Consider the following 20,198-nt stretch of genomic DNA (forward strand, 5'->3'; position numbering starts at 1 on the left):
CAGCGACCGTTGTGACTTTCGCCTACGCCGCCGCGCGCCGCCGTACCCGCGCGATCCGTCTCAGCCGGCGCCAGAACCGGCCGCGGAGGGGCTCGGGATAGGGTTCCAGGTTCTCGACGAACTGTTCGGCCGAGGCGCGCCAGCTGAACTTTTCCGCATAGGCCCGGACCGCGCCCCGATCGCACTCCAGCGCCTTCAGACAGGCGACCTTCAGATCGTCGTCGATAGCGCCCGCGTTCGAGCCCGGGATGATGTCGATGGGACCGTGCGCCGGATAGGCCGCGACCGGCGTCCCCGTACCCATGGCTTCCAGGATCACCAGGCCGAAGGTGTCGGTCCATGAGGGGAAGACGAAGACGTCGGCGTCGCGGAAGCATCGCGCCAGTTCTTCGCCGAACCGGGCCCCCAGGAATTTGGCCTCAGGGTACCGTGCCTCCAGGTCCGCCCGCGCCGGGCCGTCGCCGACCACGATCTTGGTCCCCGGCAGGTCGGTTTCGAGGAAGGCCTCGATGTTCTTCTCGACCGCCACCCGGCCGACGTTGAGGAAGAAGGGCCGGGGCCAATCGGCACCGCCCAACTGGTCATAGATGCGCTCGAGGTCCGGGTTGAACTGCTCGGTGTCCACGCCCCGCGTCCACGGCGAGACGTTCCTGAACCCGTGCGCCACCAGCTCGTCGCGCAGCGTCGGCGTCGCCACCATCAGCCGCCCCGACGGCTTGTGGAACCACTTCATATAGGCATAGCCGACCTGGACCGGGATCGGGAAACGGGCCGAGACGTACTCGGGGAATTTGGTGTGGTAGCTGGTCGTGAACGGCAGTTTCCACTCCACGCAGATACGCCGCATGGCGATGCCGATCGGGCCTTCGGTCGCGATATGGACCGCCTCGGGCTCGAAGGCGCGCAGCCGTTCGCGGATCTCTTCTTCCGCGCCCAGGGCCAGCCGGATCTCGGGATAGGTGGGGCAGGGTATGGTCTTGAACTGGCTGGGTTCGATGACCTCGACCTCATGGCCCATCGCGCGGCATTCGGCCACGGTGCGGGTCAGGGTGCGGACGACGCCGTTGACCTGGGGCTCCCAGGCGTCGGTGGCCAGTACGATGCGCATGAGGGCCGGGAGGCTCCGCCGTTATCCAGCCGCAAGCTTTAGCGGGTCCGTGCGACGATGGCGAGACGGATCGCAGCCCTTTCCCGAGCCCCGTCGAAAGGAGTAGAGAGCCGCGATGAACGCACATGTCGCCCCCGCCGTCGCCCTGTCTCAAGACTGGGACACGCTGGATCACGCCAAGTTCGCCGACGAAACTCATGCGGTCCGCGCCAATCTGACCCGCATCCCCTTCGACGCCGCCGGCCGCCAGGCCGTGGTGGACAAGGCGACGGCCCTGGTCGAACACGCCCGCGCCAGCCAGAAAAAACAGGGTGTCGTCGAGAGCTTCCTGCAGGAGTTCTCGCTCGGCACCCGCGAGGGCCTGGCCCTGATGTGCCTGGCCGAGGCCCTGTTGCGCACGCCAGACGAAGACACCCGCGACCGGCTGATCGCCGAGAAGATCGGCTCGGCCGACTGGGCCAGCCATCTGGGTCAGTCCGACAGCCTGTTCGTCAATGCCTCGACCTGGGGGCTGATGCTGACGGGCAAGCTGGTCGACGCCGACGAACAGGCCAAGACCGACCTGCCCGGCTTTCTGACCCGTGTGGCCGGCCGTCTGGGCGAGCCGGTGATCCGCCAGGCCGTGGCCGCCGCCGTGCGCATCATGGGCGAACAGTTCGTGGTCGGCCGCACCATCGAGGCGGCGCTGAAGCGGTCCAACCGCGAGGGCTGGCTATGCAGTTTCGACATGCTGGGCGAGGGTGCCCGCACCACCGCCGACGCCGAACGCTACGAACGGATCTACGCCGACGCCATCACCGCCGTCGGCAAGACAGCCAAGGGCCAGGGCCCCGAGGCCGGCCATGGCGTCTCGGTCAAGCTGTCGGCCCTGTCGCCGCGCTATGAGGCGACGCACGAGGATCGCGTCTGGGACGAACTGTATCCGCGCATCCATCGGCTGGCGAAGATCGCGGCCGGATACGAAATCAACTTCACCATGGACGCCGAGGAGGCCGACCGCCTCGCCCTGTCGCTGAAGCTGCTGGACCGGCTGGCGCACGAGGCCGACCTCGGTGCCTGGACCGGCCTGGGGCTAGCGGTGCAGGCCTATCAGAAGCGGGGACCGGAGGTCATCGAACGCGTCGCCGCGCTGGCCCGGACATCGGGGCGGCGGCTGATGGTCCGGCTGGTCAAGGGCGCCTATTGGGACACCGAGATCAAGCGGGCCCAGGTCATGGGCCGCACCGACTATCCGGTCTTCACCACCAAGGCGGCGACCGACCTCAACTATCTGATCTGCTCGCGCGCCATGATCGATGCGGCGCCGCATCTCTATTCCCAGTTCGCCACCCACAACGCCCACTCGCTGGCCGCCGTCCACCGCATGGCGCGCGACAAGGCGGTCAAGATCGAGTTCCAGCGCCTGCACGGCATGGGCGAGGCGCTGTATGACGCCGCGCGCGCGACCTTCGGCCCTATGACCGTGCGCGCCTATGCCCCCGTCGGCGGGCACGAGGACCTGCTGCCCTATCTGGTCCGCCGCCTGCTCGAAAACGGCGCCAACTCCTCCTTCGTCCACGCCCTGCTGGACGAGCGGGTGCCCGCCTCGGCCGTCGCCGCCGACCCCATCGCCTCGGTCGAGGCCCACCCCGACCGCCACGCCAAGATCCCTACGCCCAAGGACATGTACATGGACCGCCAGAACTCGCTCGGCCGGGACTATTCTCAGGCCGCCGACCGCGAGCGCCACCGCCTGGCGCTGGAAAAGGTCGATGCCGAAAAGCTGACCAGTGGCCCGATCATCGGCGGGGGCCTGCGCGCCGGGACGAACCCGACCGACGTGGTAAATCCCTATGACGGCGTGACCGTGCTCGGTCACGTTTCCGAGGCGACGCAGGCCGACATCGACGCCGCCGCCGACGCCGCCGCGCGCGCGCAAGCGTCCTGGGACCGGATGGGCGGATCGAAGCGGGCGCCGGCGTTGCGCGCCATGGCCGATGCGCTGGAGGCCGACCTCGACCGCCTCGTCGCCCTGCTCAGCCGCGAGGCCGGCAAGACCCTGAACGACGGCGTCGCCGAGGTGCGCGAGGCCGCCGACTTCTGTCGCTACTATGCCCTGCTGGCCGAACGCGATTTCGGCGGCCCCCAGACGCTCAACGGCCCGGTCGGAGAGGTGAACCGCCTGGTCCTGCACGGGCGGGGCGTGTTCGCCTGCATCAGCCCGTGGAACTTCCCCCTGGCCATCTTCACCGGCCAGATCGCGGCGGCGCTGGCCGCAGGCAATGCGGTCCTGGCCAAGCCCGCCGAACAGACGCCCCTGATCGCTGCCGAGGCCGTGCGCCTCTTCCACAAGGCGGGGCTCGATGCCGACCTGCTGTCCCTGCTGCCCGGTCGCGGCGAGACGGTCGGGGCGGCGCTGGTCTCCCACCCGCTGGTCGATGGCGTGGCCTTCACCGGCGGCACCGACACGGCGCGGGCCATCAACCGGTCCCTGGCCGAGCGGCCCGGTGCCATCGTCCCCTTCATCGCCGAGACCGGCGGGCTCAACGGGATGTTCGTGGACACCACGGCTCTGCGTGAACAGGTCATCGACGACGTGATCAACTCGGCCTTCGGCAGCGCGGGTCAACGCTGCTCGGCCCTGCGGCTGCTCTATGTGCCCCACGACGCCGCCGACAGCCTGATCGAGGGTCTCAAGGGCGCGCTGGCGGTCCAGGTCGTCGGCGACCCCGCCGATCCCGCCACCGACATCGGCCCGGTCATCGACGCCGACGCCAAGTCCCTGCTGGAGGCGCATCTGAAGCGCCTGGAAGGTGACGCCAGGATCATCGCCCGAGCCACGGTCCATCCGGATGCCAAGGGCCACGTCTTCGCCCCCACCATCGCCGAGGTCCCGACCGCCGACTATCTGGAACGCGAGGTCTTCGGCCCGATCCTGCACGTCGTCCGCTATCATCCGAAGGACCTGCACACGGTCGCCGGCAAGCTGGCCGCGCGCGGCTACGGCCTGACGCTGGGCGTCCACTCGCGCATCGAGGCCTTCGCCGAGGAGGTCACCCGCCTCGTCCCCGCCGGCAATGTCTACATCAACCGCGGCGTCACCGGTGCCGTGGTCGGTGTTCAGCCCTTCGGCGGCGAAGGCCTGTCCGGCACCGGCCCCAAGGCCGGCGGCCCCAACTCCCTGATCCGCTACGCCTCGGAAAAAGCCATCAGCAACAACATCTCCGCCCAGGGCGGCGATCCGGCATTGCTCAATCTGTAAGGGCGCAGCGACGAATTGCCCCCACCGTCTTGACGGCAAAGGCGCTCCACGCGCTAAAGACGGCAACGCTTCCCTGCGGTTTCGGAGCCCGTCCCATGCGTCTCGCCGTCCTGGCCGGTCTAGGTCTCTCGCTGGTGCTGGTCGGTTGTGCGAGCGCGCCGCCACCGCCGCCTCCCCCGCCGATGTCGCCGGCCTATCCGGCACCGCCCCCTCCTCCGCCGCCCGGCGGACCCGGCGCGACCCAACTGGACTGGCGGGCGATCATCACCTCGGCCGACCGGGACCGGTACCAGCGTCGTGGTGCCGCCTGGGCCCTGGCGCTGGACCAGGCGCGGCGTCAGCCCGGATCGGGCGATCTGGCCGAGGTCGGCACCCTGATCGATCCGCGCGCCGCCCTGCGCGGCCCGGCCCTGTCGCCCGGCGACTATCGCTGCCGCACGGTCAAGCTGGGGTCGCAAGGGGGCCCCGAAGGGCTTGGTTACGTCGTCTACGGCTGGTTCGCCTGCCGCATCGACCAGACACCGCGCGGGCTGAAGTTCACCAAGGTCACGGGCTCCCAGCGTCCGTCCGGCCTGCTGTTCCCCGAGGACGGCGGCCACATGGTCATGCTGGGGTCGATGTCCCTGGCGTCGGAGCCCGCCGCCAACTCCTATGGTCAGCGGCCCGAGCGTGATCTGGTCGCCGTGCTGGAGCGGATCGGTCCGGCGCGCTGGCGCCTGGTCATCCCCTGGCCCGAGAACGAGTCCAACCTCGACCTGATCGAGCTGATCCCGGCCTCGTGAACAAGTCTGGATCAGGTCCGCGGTCGGTCGCGGTCGTCGGTGCCGGTCCCACCGGCCTCGCCACCGCCCTGATCCTGGCGCGGCAGGGCCGGCAGGTCGTGGTCCACGAACGGTTCGATGAGGCCAAACCCGTCGGCGCCGGCTTCATGCTCCAGCCCACGGGCCTGCATGTCCTCGACCGGCTGGGCCTGACCGCACAGGTCGAGGCCCTGGGCCAGCCCCTGATCCATGTCATCGGCCGCGAGGCGCGGCGGGGCCGGGTCGTGCTGGACGTTCGACTCGACGATCTGAGGTCGCCGCGACCGGCCCTGGGCGTCCACCGCTCCGCCATCTTCCATGTACTGCATCAGGCCTGTGTCGCGCAGGGTGTCGAATTCCAGACGGGGTATCAGGCCGCGTCCGCATCCGCCGGTCGCCTGACCGACAGCGCCGGTCGGACCGGCACCGCCTTCGACCTGATCGTCGATGCCTCGGGTGCCCGCTCGCCGATCGCAAAAGCCCATGGCGCGCGGCGGATGGATCTGGCCTGGGGTGCCCTGTGGGGCACGGTCGCCTGGCCGGGCGCGCCCTTCGACGAAGGGGCCCTGCAACAGGTCTATCGCGGTGCGTCCAAGATGATCGGCGTCCTGCCCTGTGGTGCCCGACCGGACGCGCCTGATCGTCTGGCGACCTTCTTCTGGAGCCTGAAGCACGGCGACCACGACGCCTGGCTCGAAGCCGGTCTCGATGTCTGGAAGGCGGAGGTGCTGTCGCTCTGGCCCCAGGTCGCACCGATCCTGGACGAGATCACCAATCCCGAGATGTTGACCCTGGCCCGCTACGGCCACCACACCTTGGCCCGGCCGGTCGCCGACCGCCTCGCCATCGTCGGCGACGCCGCCCATTCGACCAGTCCGCAACTGGGTCAGGGCGTCAACATGGGGCTGCTGGATGCGATGGCGCTGGGTGATGCGCTGAACACCCATGCCGATCTCGGCGACGCCCTGACGGCCTACGGCCGGACGCGCCGCTGGCACATCCGGCTGTATCAGGCGCTGAGCCTGGGGTTCACGCCCTTCTATCAGGCCGACGGCGGACTGCTGCCCTGGGTGCGCGATCACATCCTGGGCAAGGCGGCGCGAATGCCGTTCGCGCCGAGACTGCTGGCCGCGACGGTGTCGGGCCTTCTGCTCGATCCGCGCCTTAAGGCTTAGCCCGGCCTAGTTGCCCTTGGCTTCGTTGGCGGCACCAGTCACGGCCTGACCGGCTGCGGTGGTGTCCTCGCCCACGCCGGCGACGGTGTTGCAGGCGGCGGTGGTCAGGGCGGCGGCGGCGGCGAACAGGACGAACAGCTTGCGCATGGCGAATACTCTCGGAACTGGCGACGAAGAGGAGCCTGTCGCATCTGGCGGATCAACGCCGCGCGCGACGCTCCGTTCCGACCACATCGCCGGGATCGGTCGGGGTGACGGCTTCGGGCGTGGCGAAGGTCATCCGGGCGATGGTGCCGCCGTTCGGCGCACGCAGGGTTTCCGCCTCGCCCCTCAGCTGTTTGGCGAAGGCCCCCATCAGGGTGCGCCCGACGCCGCCCTTTACGGCCTCCTCGTCCGGGCCGGGCCCATCGTCCTGGACCTCGAGCACGCTGGTCGCGCCGTCGACCTTGAACCGCACCTGCAGATCGCCGCCCCGCCCCGCAAAGGCGTGCTTCTGGGCATTGGTCACCGCCTCGACCAGCCACAGGGCCAGGGGTGCCAGCTTGTCGGGATCGACGACCAGGCTGTCGGCCTCGATCGAACTCGACACCACCGGACCCCGCCCGGCGTCCGAGGCGACCAGCTGTCCGACCAGTTCGGTCAGGAACTCGCGCGCGTCGGCGTGGCGGATGTTGTCCGACTGGTAAAGCGTCCGATAGATCAGGGCGAGGGCCGAAATCCGCTGGCGCGTATCGCCCAGCGCCGCCTTGGCCGGCCCGTCCGTCAGGGCCCTCTGCTGCATCGACAGCAGGGACGAGATGATCTGTAGATTGTTCTTCACCCGGTGATGGATCTCGCGCATCAGCGCGTCCTTCTCGCCCAGGCTCTCGTTCAGCATGGCGTCGCGGCTGGTGATGTTCTCGGCCAGCTCGTCCAGGGTCTGGGCCAGCAGGCGAATCTCGGAGGGGGCGTGGGCCGCCTGCACCGGGCGCACGGAAAACCGCCCCCGCGCATAGATGGCCGCGATCCGCTCCAGATAGTCCAGCCACCGCACCACGATCCGCTCGGACACCAGCATGACCGCGGCAAACGCCGTCAGCCAGGCTCCCAGCGGCAGCAGCAGCGACCCGATCGGATTCAGCCGCGCCCAGGACAGCAGTCCCGGTGCCGGTGCGGACAGCAGCACATAGACATCGCGCCCCGCCAGGGCCGCGCCCGCATAGACCCGGTGCTGACCCCGCACGTCATCTGCCTCGAACAGTCCCGACCCACTGGTGCGTGCCCGCTCGACCCAACCGGTCAGCGGCGTGTCACCCTTCAGCGCGAACGCCTCCGGGTAAGTCGCGATCAGCAGATTGCCGTCGGCGTCGGTCAGCGCCGCCTGCGCACCCTTGGGCAGGGCCGGATCGGTGATGTCGGGCTGGAGACTTTGCAGCGGCAGCAGCGCCGTCATGACCCCGTCGAACCGCCCCATTGGCCGCTCGATCCGAACGGCCGCGACGAGCGCGGGCTCCTCACCATTGGCGCGGATGGATCGAACGGCGACCGTGTCCTCGCCCGCCCGGACGCGCTGGAACCAGACCCGGGCGCGTACAGTCTCGGCTGTGGTCGTGGGGGAAAAGGACCGGGAACCACAGATCGGCTCACCCGTCGCCGAGACCCGGTAAAGGGCTTCATAACCGTCCAGCCGATCGACCAGGGCGGTCAGTCGAGGACTGCAGTCGGCACCAAGCGACTCCGGGCTGAGCGCCTCGAGCAGCACGAATGCGCTGTCGAGCCGGGCTTTCGTCGTCGCGGCCGTTCGCCCTGCGGCAAGCTGCAGGTCGGCGCGGCGATCGGCATCCTGCCGGCGGAAGTCAGCCTGGGTCTGGACGGCACCCAGCAGGACGATCGGCAACAACGCCAGGGCCATGGCAAAGCCCAGCCGGAACCGAATGCCCTGAAAGCGTGTCGATTGGGGCCTGAGACCACGACCCAGGCCGCGCCCCCAGGACCGGGTCAGCCTGCCCACGCTCAGCCTTGCCTGACGGCGCTCAGACGATCCGCATCGGCCAGGATGGAACGCATGGCGTCACCCGCCGCACGGCCGTCCCGGGCGTATCCGCCGCGCTCCAGCGTGGCCAGCAAGGCCTTCCGGGCCCGGCTGACGCGGCTTTTCACCGTTCCCACCGCGCACTGACAGATCTCGGCCGCCTCTTCGTAGGCAAAGCCGCCGGCACCGACCAGGATCAGGGCTTCGCGCTGTTCCTCGGGCAGGGTGTTCAGGGCCATGCGCAGCTCGTCCAGAGCGACCGGGGCCTCGGGATCGTCCACGGCCACCAGGGTGCGTTCGGCCGCTTCCTGGTCCAGCTGGGACTGACGCCAGGACCGGCGCTTCTCAGAGTAGAACTGGTTGCGCAGGATCATGAAGGTCCAGGCCTTCATGTTCGTGCCCATCTGATAGCTGGCCCGTGCGTCCCAGGCCTTCATCATGGCATCCTGGGCCAGATCGTCGGCGGCCGTCGGATCACCGGTCAGGGTGCGTGCAAAGGCGCGCAGGTGCGGAATCAGTGTGACCAGCTCGCGCTTGAACCCGGCGTCATCGGCGGATGGGGGCTTGGGCGGGGCGGGGGGCTTGGGAACGGCCGTGCTCATTCGCCGCCCTTGTCGCCGTTGGCCTTGTCGTCTGCCGACCGCAGGATGGCCAGGAACTCGTCCGGCACCGGCTCATTGACCACTTCGTCGAACAGGTGACGCAGTTTCACGCCGATCGCCTGCTGTCGCAGACGCGCCTCCTCCAGCCCGGCTTCGCCGCCCAGTGGGGTTGGCTTGCGCCGTGAAGAGTCTGGATTATCGATCATGGACAAGTCGCCGCCACCCGTTGCACGCATTCAGAAAGACCGCCGACGTTATCTCGCCGGCTGCTTGTGGACCTCCCAACGTCGGCCGCTGGACAGAGTTCCTGACAACAACGCATTTTATGGTCAAGGTTGACGCTCAGCCATGGAACCGTGGCGGTTGTGATACGTTTGACGCCCATCGCACGGCCGGGTTCCCGGCGTGCATGACTGATATGTCGGGGATTTCTACGATATGAGCCTACTGGCCAGACTTGCGCCGCACCTGCCCTATGTCCGCCGCTACGCCCGCGCCCTGACCGGCGATCAGGCGACGGGCGACAATTACGTCCGTGTCGCCCTGGAGGCGCTGGCTGCCGGTGAGCGCCAGCTGTCGCCCGACATGACGCCCCGCGTCGCCCTGTATCAGGTCTTCCACGCCATCTGGTCCTCGACCGGTGCCCAGCTCGAAGACGCCAGCGGTCTCGAAAGCCGCAGCGGCGACGACGCCTCGGGCCGCCTGATGCGCATCGCGCCTCGTTCGCGCCAGGCCTTCCTGCTGACCGCGCTCGAAGGCTTCACCCCCTCCGAGGCCGCCCAGATCCTGTCGGCCGACGTTCATGACGTCGAGCGGCTGATCGGTTCGGCCCAGGCCGAGATCGACGCCGAACTGGCCACCGACGTCCTGATCATCGAGGACGAGGCCATCATCTCGGCCGACATCGAAAGCCTGGTCAAGGAACTGGGCCACAATGTCACCGCCACGGCGACGACCCATGACGAGGCCGTCGATGCGGTCGCCCGTCACCGGCCGGGCCTGGTCCTCGCCGACATCCAGCTGGCCGACGGCTCGTCGGGCATCGATGCGGTCAAGGACATCCTGAAGCGTTTCGACGTGCCGGTGATCTTCATCACCGCCTTCCCCGAGCGGCTGCTGACCGGTGAGCGTCCCGAGCCGACCTTCCTGATCACCAAGCCGTTCCAGCCCGAGACCGTGAAGGCCGCCATCTCCCAGGCGCTGTTCTTCCACCCCTCGCGCCAGAAGGAAGCCGCCTGACCCAAGGCGAACACCCGATACGAAAAGCCCCGGCCGCTCACGCGACCGGGGCTTTTTCTTGCGCTCAGCCAGACTTCAGTTCGAGGGCTGGGTCGGGGCGTTGACGTTGGGCGCGTCCCCGGTCGCGACCGGCGCGGCCTGACCGGTCGCGGTCGTCGGGGCATCGGCGGCAGGGGGCGTCGGGGCGTCGTCGGAAAAGGCCTGGGCATCGACCGCCTGCTGGCCGTTGTTCGGGTTCTGGCTGGCGAAGCCGCCGTTGGACAGGAACCACATCCCCAGCAGCAGCACGGCCGCCGCGCCTGCGGATACGATCAGGATCAGCAGGATACGGCCGCCCGGTCGCCCGCCCCGGACATATTCGGAGCCGACGGGACGCAGTTCGTGGACGGCATCGGCGGTCTTGGTCGCGCGATCGGTTTCTTCTGGGGTCATGGTCGTTCCGCCCGTTGATATTGAAGCTGACGAGCAAACGGATGGGGAGCGTTGCCGTTCCGCTCCCCCTGCCGCTCACGCGGCGGGCGAAAAAAGTTCGGTTCTGGGGGAACGAGAGTCGGCGGACCTCGTTGTATGTCTGCGGAGGCGGCGACGCCCCCCGACTTGAGACTGGCGAGAGCCAGTCTGTCGCCTCCGCGCCTCATTCTCGATGATGCCACTTGAAGGCGATCCGCAAGGGTCGCCTTTTTCTTTGTCCTCTCGACAGCCGGGTCACGTTGCAGGACAAGTGGGTCTGGAAACGCAACGCGCATCGGGCCGAACGGCCGGGCGCTTCACGGGAGACGACCATGCCCCTCAATCGTCAATGGATTCTCAGGAAGCGGCCGCAGGGTCTGGTCCAGCACGACGACCTGGAACTGATCGAAAGCCCGACGCCCGCGCTGAAGGACGGCGAGGTCCTGATCCGCACCCTCTATCTGTCGCTCGATCCGACCAACCGCACCTGGATGAACGATTCGGTCGGCTATCTGCCGCCGGTGGGGCTGGGTGACGTCATGCGTGGCCTGACCCTGGGCGTGATCGAGGACAGCCGGTCGGACCGGTTCAGGACCGGCGACATCGTCACCACGGCCATGGGGGGCTGGGCCGACTATGGCGTGGTGCCCGATACGGGCGTGTCCAAGGTCCACCGCGCGCCCGGCCTGCCGCTGACGGCCAATATGTCGGTCATGGGCATGACCGGAATGACCGCCTATTTCGGCGTCACCGACGTGCTCAGGCCCACCCCCGGCCAGGTCATGGTCATCTCGGCCGCCGCCGGGGCCGTCGGCTCGATCGCCGGCCAGATCGCCAAACAGAAGGGCGCCCACGTCATCGGCATTGCGGGCGGGCCCGACAAATGCCGCTGGCTGGTCGAGGATCTCGGCTTCGACGCCGCCATCGACTACAAGGGCGAGGATGTCGGCGAGGCGCTGGACCGGCTGGCCCCCAACGGCGTCGATCTGAATTTCGAGAACGTCGGTGGCGACATCATGGTGGCGGTGTGGAACCGGTTGAACATCGGGGCTCGCATGGCCGTCTGCGGCATGGTGTCGGCCTACAACGCGACGAAGCGCCCGCCCACGCCGGACCTCAGCCGCCTGATCACCCACCGGATGACCATGCAGGGCTTCCTGGTCATGGACTATTCGCCCCGCGCCCGGGAAATGGTCGCCGAGCTCGGCCCCTGGCTGGCCGAGGGCAAGGTCAAGTGGAAGGTCCACGTCGATAATGGCCTGGAAGGCGCCGTGACCTCGCTCAATCGCTTGTTCACCGGCGACCATGACGGCAAGCTGCTGGTTCGCGTGTCGGAAGAACCGGCCGCTTAGGAACCCTGCCCATGAGCGACGCCCTCCATGTCCATTTCGAGGATCTCGAGAACGGACAGGTGATCCAGCTGGGGGCCGTCGCCGTGGACGAACCGGCCATCGAGGCCTTCGCAGAACGGTTCGCGCCGGGCTGGGACGTCGCCTATGGGGCCCCCGACGCCATGACCTATGCCCTGTGGTCTCGGCTGGCCGCGGAGAAGGCGGCGGGCTGGGCCCAGTCCAAGGTCCTGGCCGTCGACGGCCTGCGTTTCATGCGCAATCCGCCGGCCGGTGAACTGCTGCGCGGCCGCATGACCGTGATGGGCAAGGACCCGGTCGGCGACGAAAAGGGCATCGTCATCGCCCAGCACGACCTGCTGGATGAAGGCGGCCGGCTGGTCTTCAGTTGCCTGACCCGGGCGTTGTTCGTCAGGAGATAGTGGCTGGTGGCTAGTGGCTAGTGGCTAGTGGCTAGTGGATCGTAGCGTGTCGGCCGCGCCGATCACCTACCACCAGCCACCAGCCACCAATCACCAATCACCAATCACCAATCACGCATTGGCCGCCGTCGGCATCGCCGCCGCGCGCGCAAACGCCAGCGCGATCAGCCGGTCCCAGCCCAGCAGCGACACCAGGTGCGCATAGATCTGGCCGAGGGCACCGTTGTCGCGCAGTTCGGCCAGCTTCTCGGCCGGCAGTTCCTTCAGCTTCTCTTCCGACACGGCGAAATAGTCGGCCAGCTTCTGCGGCGTGCCGGGGTTGCCCTGCTCATCGCGCGGCGTGAACACGGCCTCGCGGGTGTGGAACAGGTCCAGGTCCGTCAGCAGCTTGACGAAGCTTTCGGTGCGCTGGCGCTCCTGTTCGAAATTGTTGCAGAACTCCATCGCCTGGTTGACGTAGGCCGACGGCTGGCCGTTCTCGAACAGCGGCACCTGGCCGCCCTCGACGATGAATTTGGCGTCGCGGTCGATGCACAGGATCATCCGGCCCTGCTGCTCGTCATTGGCGAAGACGAACGGATAGCGACGGGCATAGGCGGGAATATAGGCGTCGGACTTGAAGTCGCCGGCGGCGTCCACATACAGGTTTTCCGACTGGCGCAGGCCCATGACGGCGACCGGCTGCTTGTTGTCGCCCAGGAAGACCACCGGGAAGGACAGGGCGGCCGGCGCGAACTCGGTCACCGTCAGCGGCACGACGTGGGTCTGGGCCACGAAGGCATAGGGCTTCTCGACCGGGTTGGCGCCCAGCGAACCGTGGGTGTCGGCCGACAGGGGCTCGGGCCGATTGTAGAACAGGACAGTCCCGGCCAGCTGGCCTTCGGCGGTAGGGGCGGTGGTGTCGGTCATGGACGCGCAGGCTCTGGATTAAGAGGAAGGCGGGCTGTCTAGCGGATCGCGGACGAGGTCGCAAACGGGACGGTTCAGTCGCTGCATCTCCCTCCCCCTCGGGGGAGGGCAGGTCGCGTAGCGACCGGGTGGGGGCGGCAAGCCAAATCAGCGCCGTTTCGCTCTGCCCTCCCCACCCGGTCTTCGCTGCGCTTCGACCACCCTCCCCCGAGGGGGAGGGAGAAGCCGCATCAGAACCGGTACGCCACCCCGACGCGGAAATTCCGGCCCGGCATCGGCGCGATGTCCTTGAGGAAGGACACATGCTCGCGCGCTTCCTCGTCGGTCAGGTTCCGCGCCTCTGCGAAGACGGTGACGTTGCGATCCGCCAGCGGCCTCCACGCTCCCGTCAGATTGACCAATGTATAGGCGTCGGTCGGCCGTTCCAGATCGGCGACCCGGTCCTGTTCGGCGACGTGACGGACCTCCAGCGTCGTATCGAACGGCCTGGACGTCCAGGCCAGTCGCCCGGTCACCGACCACGGCGGAATGCGCGCTGCGGGCCCCAGATCGGTTTCGGCGTGGACGTAATCGACCGCGCCTTCCAGAGCCAGTTTCGACGCGCCCGCCTCCCACAACGCATACTCACCCTCGGCCTCGAAGCCGTAGAAGGTCGCGTCGGTCTGCACGAACTGGAAGATCGGGAACTCTTCGCCCTCGTCGGAGGTGAAGACCCCGCCGGTCGGCCGCTCGTCGATGAAGCCGTCGTACTTCGATCCGTACAGATGCAGGTCGCCCGAAAAGCGCCCGTCGTCGTAGTGAGCCGTGGCCTCCAACGTGTTGACCTTCTCGGTGTCCAGCGTCAGGTCGCCGGTCTCATAAGCGCCGGTGGCGATGTGCAGGCCGTCGGCGAACAGCTCGACCTCGGACGGTGCCCGCTCATTGTGCGCCAGGCTGAGGCCCAGGGACAGGCCGGGTGCCGGCCGCAGGAAGCCGGCGATCGAGGCCGAGACATTGTCGAACTCCCGCTTCAGCTCGGTCACGCCGCCCAGGGGCGTCGCCGACACCGTGTGGCGGTCGTAGCGCAGCCCGCCCTCGAACCCGACACGGCCTCTATCGATGCGCTGGACCGTATAGATCCCTGCTTCGTCGGTCGTGGAGGTCGGCACAAAGGCTTCCTCGCCGATCGCCTCGAAGGTCCGCGTCAGGCCCTGGAACCCGATCGCCCCGTTCCACTCGCCGCCGAACAGCGAACTCTTGCGCTGGATCAGATCGACCCGGCCCTCCTGGCCGTCGGAGTTGAAGACGGTGCCCGGCTCACCCGGCCCCTCGAACTCGGTGTGGGTATATTCGGCATGGCCATAGCTGCCCCGCAGTGTGCGGAAGGGGCCTGCATCGAAATTGTATTCGCCGCGCACGTCCTCGCGCGTCTGATGCAGCTGGATGAAGACCGTGGGCTCGGCCACCGTGCCGTATTCGCTCTCGGTGTCCTTGTAGGAGACGCCGAAGAACCCCTTGTCCCCGATATAGCTGCCGCCGACGCCCCAGGCCTTGAGATCCGTGTACGAGTTGGGCTGGGTTCCGCCCGGTCCGCGCGGTTCGCCGTCCTCGTCCGCCAGACGCTGCGAGCGCGCGGGCGAGGGGATGTCATAGTCGTCGGTGGACCGGCTGACCCCGTCGATGTTGAAGGCGAACGGGCCGGCGCCCACCGTCACCCGACCGAAGATCGAACGGCCGTCGTCGACACTGGAGGCCTGGGTCGAGATCACGCCGTCGATGCCGCCCTCAGGCATCTCGGTGGGAATCCGGTTGTCGAGGATGTTGACCACCCCACCGATGGCCGAGCCGCCGTAGATCAGGGTCGACGGCCCGCGCACCACCTCGATGCGATTGGCCTCGGCCGGGTCGGTGGCCACGGCATGGTCTGGCGACACCGAGGACGCGTCGATCAGGCCGATGCCGTTGGTCAGGACCTGGACCCTCGGCCCCGACAGGCCCCGGATCACGGGCCGGCTGGCCCCCGGCGCGAAGCTTGTCGAGCGCAGGCCCGGCTGGCCGGCCAGCAGATCGCCCAGGGACTGAGCCGGGGCGGTGGCCAGGGCCTGTTCGTCGATGACGTCGGTGGCGATGGTCGAGGCGCGCTGGCTGACTCCGAACGGGGATGCGGTCACCACCACGTCGTCGAGCACGGCGTCGGGCTGGGCGGGCGGGTTCGACTGGGCCGCTGCGACGCCGGCCAGGGCGGACGCCGCCGCCGTGAGCAGGAGAAGACGGGCCGTCGAGACGGCGGGGCGATACACGGACATGGGAACCTCGGTCGGGGAGACGATCAAGTGTTATGAGATAACATCACACGACGTCAAGCGCCTTTGGTTGCGGCGGGGCGGCGGAGCCCCTAGCTTCAACCCATGAGCTGCGGCCACGACCACGACCACGATACCCTCGACGCCGCCGCGATCGACCGGACCCTGGGGGCGGCCGAGGCCCGCTGCACGGCCGAGGGCGAGCGGATGACCGCGCCGCGCCGCCGGGTGCTGGAACTGCTTCTGGCGGCCGGGGAGCCGGTCAAGGCCTATGACCTGATCGCCCGCTATGGCACCGACGGCCAGGCCGCAAAGCCGCCCACCGTCTACCGCGCGCTGGAGTTCCTTGAGCGCAAGGGGATGGCCCACCGGATCGCCTCGATCAGCGCCTATGTCGCCTGCGCGGGATCCAGCGACGGGGCCGACCACGCCGCCGCCTTCCTGATCTGCGACTGCTGTGGCGCGGCGCAGGAAGTCACCACTCCCGTCGGCCAGACCTTCGCCCTGGCCGCCGACGCCGCCGGCTATGCGATCGACCGCATCACCATCGAGGGCCACGGCCGGTGTTCCGACTGCCGGACCGCCTGATCCCGGCGATGCTGGCGCACGCGACCCGGCGCGCCTAGATTGAGCCCATGGACGCCGCCCTCCTGACCCCGCCCCGCCGCATGACCATCCCGGTCAGCCACCGCTGGGGGGCCGGCGAGATGTCGGTGCTGGATTTCGGCGATGCGCGCCGTCCCGTCGATCTGGTCTTCGTCCATGCCAACGGCTTCAATGCCGCCACCTATCGGTCCCTGCTGGCGCCCCTGTCGGCCTCGCTGCGGATTCTCGCCCCCGACCTGCGCGGCCACGGCCAGACCGCCCTGCCGACCGAGACCCGCAACCGCTGGACCTGGCATGACCACCGCGAGGATCTGGTCGCCCTGCTCGACACGCTCGACGGCCCGCCGGTCGCCCTGGCCGGCCACTCGATGGGCGGCACCTCGTCCCTGCTGGCCGCCGCCGAGCGACCGGACAAGGTCGCGCGCCTGGTCATGTTCGACCCGGTCGTCCTGCCGCGCGGCCTGAACCTGATGATGGCGATCCCGGGTCTTCGCCAGTGGACGCGCCACTGGCCGATCACCAAGGGCGCGATCCGACGCCGTGAGCGGTTCGACACCCCGCAGCAGGCCCTCGACTCCTGGCGCGGTCGCGGGGCTTTCAGGGGCTGGTCCGACATGATGCTGGCCGACTATGTGTCCGGCGCGTTCACCCCGGACGGGGACGGCGTCCGTCTGGCCTGCCCACCCGAGTGGGAGGCCTCGAACTACGCCGCCCAGGGCCATGACCCGTGGCGGGCCCTGCGCCGCTTCGACAAACCCGTCCGGGTGCTGAAGGCCGAAAAGGGCTCGGTCTGCAGCCTCGCTCCAGATCCGCGCCGCCTGCCCCACCTCACCGTCGACACGATCGCCGGCGGCCACCTGTTTCCCATGACCCACCCCGACATCGCCAGAGACGCCCTGTTCGACGCAGCGGTGTAGGTCTCCTCCACGCCAGCCACTTGGCCGATGGGGAGGAGAAGGCACGGCCCGCTTGCGCTCAAGCAGCGAGGCACCGCGGGCCGAGCGTCAGCGCGCTGCGAAGCCGCCCAAGCCTATTGGCAGGCCAGGCACTCGTCGTAGTCGGTCTGGGCGGCCGAAAAGAGGTCCGGCTGGTCCGGGTCGATCTCGGCCTCGGCCTTGTCCTCGGCGCCCGCGAAGGCGGCGCGTTGCACCGACTTGGAGCGCAGGTAGTAGAGCGATTTGACGCCCTTTTCCCAGGCCGACCAGTGCAGCATGTGCAGGTCCCATTTGTTGACGTCGCCGGGGATGAACAGGTTGATCGACTGGGCCTGGCAGATTTCGGGCGTCCGGTCGGCCGACAGCTCGACCACCCAGCGCTGGTCCAGTTCGAACGCCGTCTTGAAGATGCCCTTCTCGTCGTCGTTCAGGATGTCGAGGTGCTGGACCGAGCCCTCGTTCTCCAGGATCGAGTTCCACACCGCATCGGTGTTGTGGCCCTTCAGGTCCAGCAGTTCCTCAAGGTAGGGGTTCTTGACCGCGAACGACCCGGACAGGGTCTTGTGGGTATAGATGTTGGCCGGGATCGGCTCGATGCCCGCCGAGGTGCCGCCGCAGATGATCGAGATCGAGGCGGTCGGGGCGATGGCCAGCTTGTGGCTGAACCGCTCCATGACGCCGCGCTCGGCCGCGTCTTCGCAGGGGCCCTTTTCCTCGGCCAGGACGCGGCTGGCCTTGTCGGCCTCGCGACGCAGATGCTTGAACAACCGCATGTTCCACGACTTGGCCATGGCGCTCTCGAACGCCACGCCCTGCGCCTGCAGGAAGGAGTGGAAACCCATCAGGCCCAGGCCCACCGACCGCTCGCGCTTGGCCGAATAGACCGCCGCCTTCATCTCGGGCGGAGCGCGGGTGATGAAATCCTCCAGCACATTGTCCAGGAACCGCATCAGGTCCTCGATGAAGCGGGGCTCCTCGCGCCACTCCAGGAATTTCTCGGCGTTCACCGACGACAGGCAGCAGACCGCCGTCCGGTCGATGCCCAGGTGGTCGATGCCGGTGTGCAGCATGATCTCGCTGCACAGGTTCGACTGTTTGACCTTCAGGCCCAGGTCCTTCTGGTGCTGCGGCATCTGCCGGTTCACCGTGTCGGAGAAGATCAGATAGGGCTCGCCGGTCTGGAGCCGGATCTCCAGGATCTTCTGCCACAGGGTGCGGGCGTCGACGCGGCGCAGGACCTCGTTGGTCTTGGGCGAACGCAGGCCGAACTGGGCGCCGGCCTTCACTGCCTCCATGAACTCGTCGGTGATGTTCAGCCCGTGGTGCAGGTTCAGGGACTTGCGGTTGAAGTCGCCCGAGGGTTTGCGGATCTCCAGGAACTCCTCGATCTCCGGATGGTGGACGTCCAGATAGACCGCCGCCGAACCCCGGCGCAGCGACCCCTGGCTGATCGCCAGCGTCAGCGAATCCATCACGCGGATGAAGGGGATGATGCCCGAGGTCTGGCCGGCACCCTTGACCTTCTCGCCGATGGAGCGGACCCCGCCCCAGTAGGTGCCGATGCCGCCACCGTTCGAGGCCAGGGACACGTTCTCGTTCCACACCTGCTGGATGCCGTCCAGGCTGTCGGACACCGCGTTCAGGAAGCAGGAGATGGGCAGGCCGCGGTTCGCGCCGCCGTTCGACAGCACCGGCGTCGAGGGCATGAACCAGAGCCTGGACATATAGTCATAGACCCGCTGGGCATGGTCATGGTCGTCGGCATAGGCCGTGGCCACCCGGGCGAACATGTCCTGATAGCTTTCGCCGGCCAGCAGGTAGCGATCCTCCAGCGTCTTCTTGCCGAAGTCGGTCAGCAGGTCGTCACGCGAGCGGTCCAGATCCAGGCTGCGGACCACGGAAAGCTGCGGCCTGGCCGTCCCTCGATCGCCCGAAAGCGAAGCGAATTCCGAGGTCTTGTACGCTTCTAGGCCAGCCATGTTTCGTCAACGTCCTGAACAAAATCGCAAGTGAAGCCGCTCATGGCCGGACACAGCATCTTGTGGCCGAACCATCCCCTGAGCCCACATATAGGGCACAGATGGCTAACGACCCGTCAACGGGGTTGACGATCACTTTGTTCGCGAATCAGTCAGGGAAGGCGGGACAAGCCTGTGGAAACACGGTGACGCGCATACGACCCCGCGATCACGAGCGCGTGAGGGGAACGGCGGGCCAGCTTGGCCGTTAGGCGACGATGCAAAGTTCCGACCTGATGCCCTTCGCGCGCCGCGCCTACCGCCTCGCCCGCACCGAATTCGCCGTCCTCGGTGCCCTGCTCATCATTGCCTTCGGGATCATGACCTTCATCGAGGTCGCCGACGACATGACCGAGGCCGACGGCCAGGCCTTCGACCAGATGGTGCTGTCCGCCCTGCGCCCCTTCGCCGACGATCCGGGTCGCCCCTGGGGGCCGTGGTGGCTGAAGGAGGCGGCGGCCGACCTGACGTCGCTGGGCGGGATATCGGTCCTGACCCTGTTCGCCGCCATCGTGATCGTGTTCCTGATCAGCCAGAGAAAACGCCTGTCGGCCCTGCTGCTGGTGCTGGGCCTGATCGGCGGTGTCGCCCTGTCGGAGGGTTTGAAGGCCGTCTTCGCGCGCGCCCGCCCGCCCGCGATCTATCAGGCGACCGAGACCATCAATGCCAGCTTCCCCTCGGGCCATGCCCTTCTGTCGGCGGTCTTCTACCTGTCGCTCGGCGTCATGCTGACCCGCGCCTTCCCGGAGAAGCATTTCAAGGCCTACGTCCTGGGCGTCGCCATCCTGATCGCCCTTCTGGTCGGCCTGACCCGGATCTATCTGGGTGCCCACTGGGCCTCGGACGTGTTTGCGGGCTGGAGCGTGGGCGCCGCCTGGGCCATGGCCCTGTGGCTGGTCTCCTACGCCATCGAGCGCCGCCAGAAGACCCACCACGCGGCGCTTCAGGACGCCCCGTCCCCGACGGCCGAGAGCGGGTCTGTCGCCTGAGATCAGGAGAAGTCGCGACTGATCTCCCGGCAGAAGGCTAAAACCAGCCCCCAGGCCCAAAC

At 68.1% G+C, this 20,198-nt stretch carries 18 protein-coding genes; 9 read left to right on the plus strand and 9 right to left on the minus strand.

The genetic code is table 11. The annotated features are described in order from the left end of the window. Positions 1-22: 22 nt before the first annotated feature. Complete coding sequence (locus O5K39_RS01250) at positions 23-1,108, minus strand: glycosyltransferase family 1 protein (protein ID WP_271145498.1); 1,086 nt, start codon at positions 1,106-1,108, stop codon at positions 23-25. Between the two features lie 115 nt (positions 1,109-1,223). On the opposite strand from O5K39_RS01250, the gene putA reads away from it, so the two are divergent. From putA to O5K39_RS01265, 3 genes are all read left to right on the plus strand, one after another. After that, positions 1,224-4,349 carry a bifunctional proline dehydrogenase/L-glutamate gamma-semialdehyde dehydrogenase PutA gene (putA, locus tag O5K39_RS01255; protein ID WP_271145499.1) on the plus strand — a complete coding sequence of 1,042 codons (3,126 nt, stop codon included), beginning with the start codon at positions 1,224-1,226 and terminating at the stop codon, positions 4,347-4,349. Between the two features lie 95 nt (positions 4,350-4,444). Beyond that, the gene (locus tag O5K39_RS01260) at positions 4,445-5,131 is read left to right on the plus strand and encodes a DUF4893 domain-containing protein (protein ID WP_271145500.1); all 687 of its coding nucleotides are present in this window, start codon (positions 4,445-4,447) and stop codon (positions 5,129-5,131) included. Continuing rightward, positions 5,128-6,324: an NAD(P)/FAD-dependent oxidoreductase gene (locus O5K39_RS01265; RefSeq protein ID WP_271145501.1), complete on the plus strand. Its 1,197-nt coding sequence runs from the start codon at positions 5,128-5,130 to the stop codon at positions 6,322-6,324. Before O5K39_RS01260 ends, O5K39_RS01265 begins: the two co-directional genes overlap by 4 nt. 6 nt (positions 6,325-6,330) lie before the next feature. Here the strand turns inward: O5K39_RS01265 and O5K39_RS01270 are convergent, their stop codons facing one another. From O5K39_RS01270 to O5K39_RS01285, 4 genes are all read right to left on the minus strand, one after another. After that, the gene (locus tag O5K39_RS01270; RefSeq protein WP_271145502.1) at positions 6,331-6,471 is read right to left on the minus strand and encodes an entericidin EcnA/B family protein; all 141 of its coding nucleotides are present in this window, start codon (positions 6,469-6,471) and stop codon (positions 6,331-6,333) included. Between the two features lie 52 nt (positions 6,472-6,523). Next, positions 6,524-8,215 carry a sensor histidine kinase gene (locus O5K39_RS01275; RefSeq protein WP_271147203.1) on the minus strand — a complete coding sequence of 564 codons (1,692 nt, stop codon included), beginning with the start codon at positions 8,213-8,215 and terminating at the stop codon, positions 6,524-6,526. A gap of 101 nt (positions 8,216-8,316) precedes the next feature. Beyond that, positions 8,317-8,937, minus strand: coding sequence for a sigma-70 family RNA polymerase sigma factor (locus tag O5K39_RS01280; protein ID WP_271145503.1), 621 nt, complete (start codon positions 8,935-8,937; stop codon positions 8,317-8,319). Beyond that, a complete protein-coding gene (locus tag O5K39_RS01285) occupies positions 8,934-9,143 on the minus strand; it encodes a NepR family anti-sigma factor (protein ID WP_271145504.1) in 210 nt (69 codons plus the stop codon). Before O5K39_RS01285 ends, O5K39_RS01280 begins: the two co-directional genes overlap by 4 nt. A 232-nt stretch (positions 9,144-9,375) precedes the next feature. Here O5K39_RS01285 and O5K39_RS01290 point away from each other — a divergent pair, with 232 nt between their 5' ends. After that, the gene (locus O5K39_RS01290) at positions 9,376-10,176 is read left to right on the plus strand and encodes a response regulator (protein ID WP_271145505.1); all 801 of its coding nucleotides are present in this window, start codon (positions 9,376-9,378) and stop codon (positions 10,174-10,176) included. A 75-nt stretch (positions 10,177-10,251) separates the two neighbouring features. Here O5K39_RS01290 and O5K39_RS01295 read toward each other — a convergent pair whose 3' ends face one another. Beyond that, positions 10,252-10,608: a hypothetical protein gene (locus tag O5K39_RS01295; protein WP_271145506.1), complete on the minus strand. Its 357-nt coding sequence runs from the start codon at positions 10,606-10,608 to the stop codon at positions 10,252-10,254. A gap of 350 nt (positions 10,609-10,958) precedes the next feature. Here O5K39_RS01295 and O5K39_RS01300 point away from each other — a divergent pair, with 350 nt between their 5' ends. Both O5K39_RS01300 and O5K39_RS01305 read left to right on the plus strand, forming a co-directional pair. After that, the gene (locus O5K39_RS01300) at positions 10,959-11,978 is read left to right on the plus strand and encodes an NADP-dependent oxidoreductase (RefSeq protein ID WP_271145507.1); all 1,020 of its coding nucleotides are present in this window, start codon (positions 10,959-10,961) and stop codon (positions 11,976-11,978) included. Between the two features lie 11 nt (positions 11,979-11,989). Beyond that, a complete protein-coding gene (locus O5K39_RS01305) occupies positions 11,990-12,397 on the plus strand; it encodes an acyl dehydratase (protein ID WP_271145508.1) in 408 nt (135 codons plus the stop codon). 111 nt (positions 12,398-12,508) lie between these two features. On the opposite strand, the gene O5K39_RS01310 is transcribed toward O5K39_RS01305, so the two are convergent. After that, positions 12,509-13,306, minus strand: coding sequence for a SapC family protein (locus tag O5K39_RS01310; RefSeq protein WP_271145509.1), 798 nt, complete (start codon positions 13,304-13,306; stop codon positions 12,509-12,511). Between the two features lie 230 nt (positions 13,307-13,536). Beyond that, a complete protein-coding gene (locus O5K39_RS01315; protein WP_271145510.1) occupies positions 13,537-15,591 on the minus strand; it encodes a TonB-dependent receptor in 2,055 nt (684 codons plus the stop codon). Between the two features lie 102 nt (positions 15,592-15,693). Here O5K39_RS01315 and O5K39_RS01320 point away from each other — a divergent pair, with 102 nt between their 5' ends. Next, complete coding sequence (locus tag O5K39_RS01320; protein WP_271145511.1) at positions 15,694-16,176, plus strand: Fur family transcriptional regulator; 483 nt, start codon at positions 15,694-15,696, stop codon at positions 16,174-16,176. A 47-nt stretch (positions 16,177-16,223) separates the two neighbouring features. After that, positions 16,224-17,111 (plus strand): alpha/beta hydrolase, encoded by an 888-nt coding sequence (locus O5K39_RS01325; protein ID WP_271145512.1) that lies wholly within the window; start codon positions 16,224-16,226, stop codon positions 17,109-17,111. 113 nt (positions 17,112-17,224) lie between these two features. On the opposite strand, the gene O5K39_RS01330 is transcribed toward O5K39_RS01325, so the two are convergent. Further along, a complete protein-coding gene (locus tag O5K39_RS01330; protein WP_271145513.1) occupies positions 17,225-19,108 on the minus strand; it encodes a ribonucleoside-diphosphate reductase subunit alpha in 1,884 nt (627 codons plus the stop codon). A gap of 257 nt (positions 19,109-19,365) precedes the next feature. On the opposite strand from O5K39_RS01330, the gene O5K39_RS01335 reads away from it, so the two are divergent. Further along, the gene (locus tag O5K39_RS01335; protein WP_271145514.1) at positions 19,366-20,136 is read left to right on the plus strand and encodes a phosphatase PAP2 family protein; all 771 of its coding nucleotides are present in this window, start codon (positions 19,366-19,368) and stop codon (positions 20,134-20,136) included. The last annotated feature ends 62 nt before the right edge of the window (positions 20,137-20,198 follow it).

This window comes from Brevundimonas sp. NIBR10, from assembly GCF_027912515.1.
In the GTDB taxonomy this organism is placed as follows: Bacteria; Pseudomonadota; Alphaproteobacteria; order Caulobacterales; family Caulobacteraceae; genus Brevundimonas.

Coding starts and splice junctions, on each gene's coding strand:
- O5K39_RS01250 (WP_271145498.1), bottom strand. CDS start 1,108: ATGCGCATCGTACTGGCCACCGACGCCTGGGAGCCCCAGGTCAACGGC.
- putA (WP_271145499.1), top strand. CDS start 1,224: ATGAACGCACATGTCGCCCCCGCCGTCGCCCTGTCTCAAGACTGGGAC.
- O5K39_RS01260 (WP_271145500.1), top strand. CDS start 4,445: ATGCGTCTCGCCGTCCTGGCCGGTCTAGGTCTCTCGCTGGTGCTGGTC.
- O5K39_RS01270 (WP_271145502.1), bottom strand. CDS start 6,471: ATGCGCAAGCTGTTCGTCCTGTTCGCCGCCGCCGCCGCCCTGACCACC.
- O5K39_RS01275 (WP_271147203.1), bottom strand. CDS start 8,215: ATGGCCCTGGCGTTGTTGCCGATCGTCCTGCTGGGTGCCGTCCAGACC.
- O5K39_RS01280 (WP_271145503.1), bottom strand. CDS start 8,937: ATGAGCACGGCCGTTCCCAAGCCCCCCGCCCCGCCCAAGCCCCCATCC.
- O5K39_RS01285 (WP_271145504.1), bottom strand. CDS start 9,143: ATGATCGATAATCCAGACTCTTCACGGCGCAAGCCAACCCCACTGGGC.
- O5K39_RS01290 (WP_271145505.1), top strand. CDS start 9,376: ATGAGCCTACTGGCCAGACTTGCGCCGCACCTGCCCTATGTCCGCCGC.
- O5K39_RS01295 (WP_271145506.1), bottom strand. CDS start 10,608: ATGACCCCAGAAGAAACCGATCGCGCGACCAAGACCGCCGATGCCGTC.
- O5K39_RS01300 (WP_271145507.1), top strand. CDS start 10,959: ATGCCCCTCAATCGTCAATGGATTCTCAGGAAGCGGCCGCAGGGTCTG.
- O5K39_RS01305 (WP_271145508.1), top strand. CDS start 11,990: ATGAGCGACGCCCTCCATGTCCATTTCGAGGATCTCGAGAACGGACAG.
- O5K39_RS01310 (WP_271145509.1), bottom strand. CDS start 13,306: ATGACCGACACCACCGCCCCTACCGCCGAAGGCCAGCTGGCCGGGACT.
- O5K39_RS01315 (WP_271145510.1), bottom strand. CDS start 15,591: ATGTCCGTGTATCGCCCCGCCGTCTCGACGGCCCGTCTTCTCCTGCTC.
- O5K39_RS01320 (WP_271145511.1), top strand. CDS start 15,694: ATGAGCTGCGGCCACGACCACGACCACGATACCCTCGACGCCGCCGCG.
- O5K39_RS01325 (WP_271145512.1), top strand. CDS start 16,224: ATGGACGCCGCCCTCCTGACCCCGCCCCGCCGCATGACCATCCCGGTC.
- O5K39_RS01330 (WP_271145513.1), bottom strand. CDS start 19,108: ATGGCTGGCCTAGAAGCGTACAAGACCTCGGAATTCGCTTCGCTTTCG.
- O5K39_RS01335 (WP_271145514.1), top strand. CDS start 19,366: ATGCAAAGTTCCGACCTGATGCCCTTCGCGCGCCGCGCCTACCGCCTC.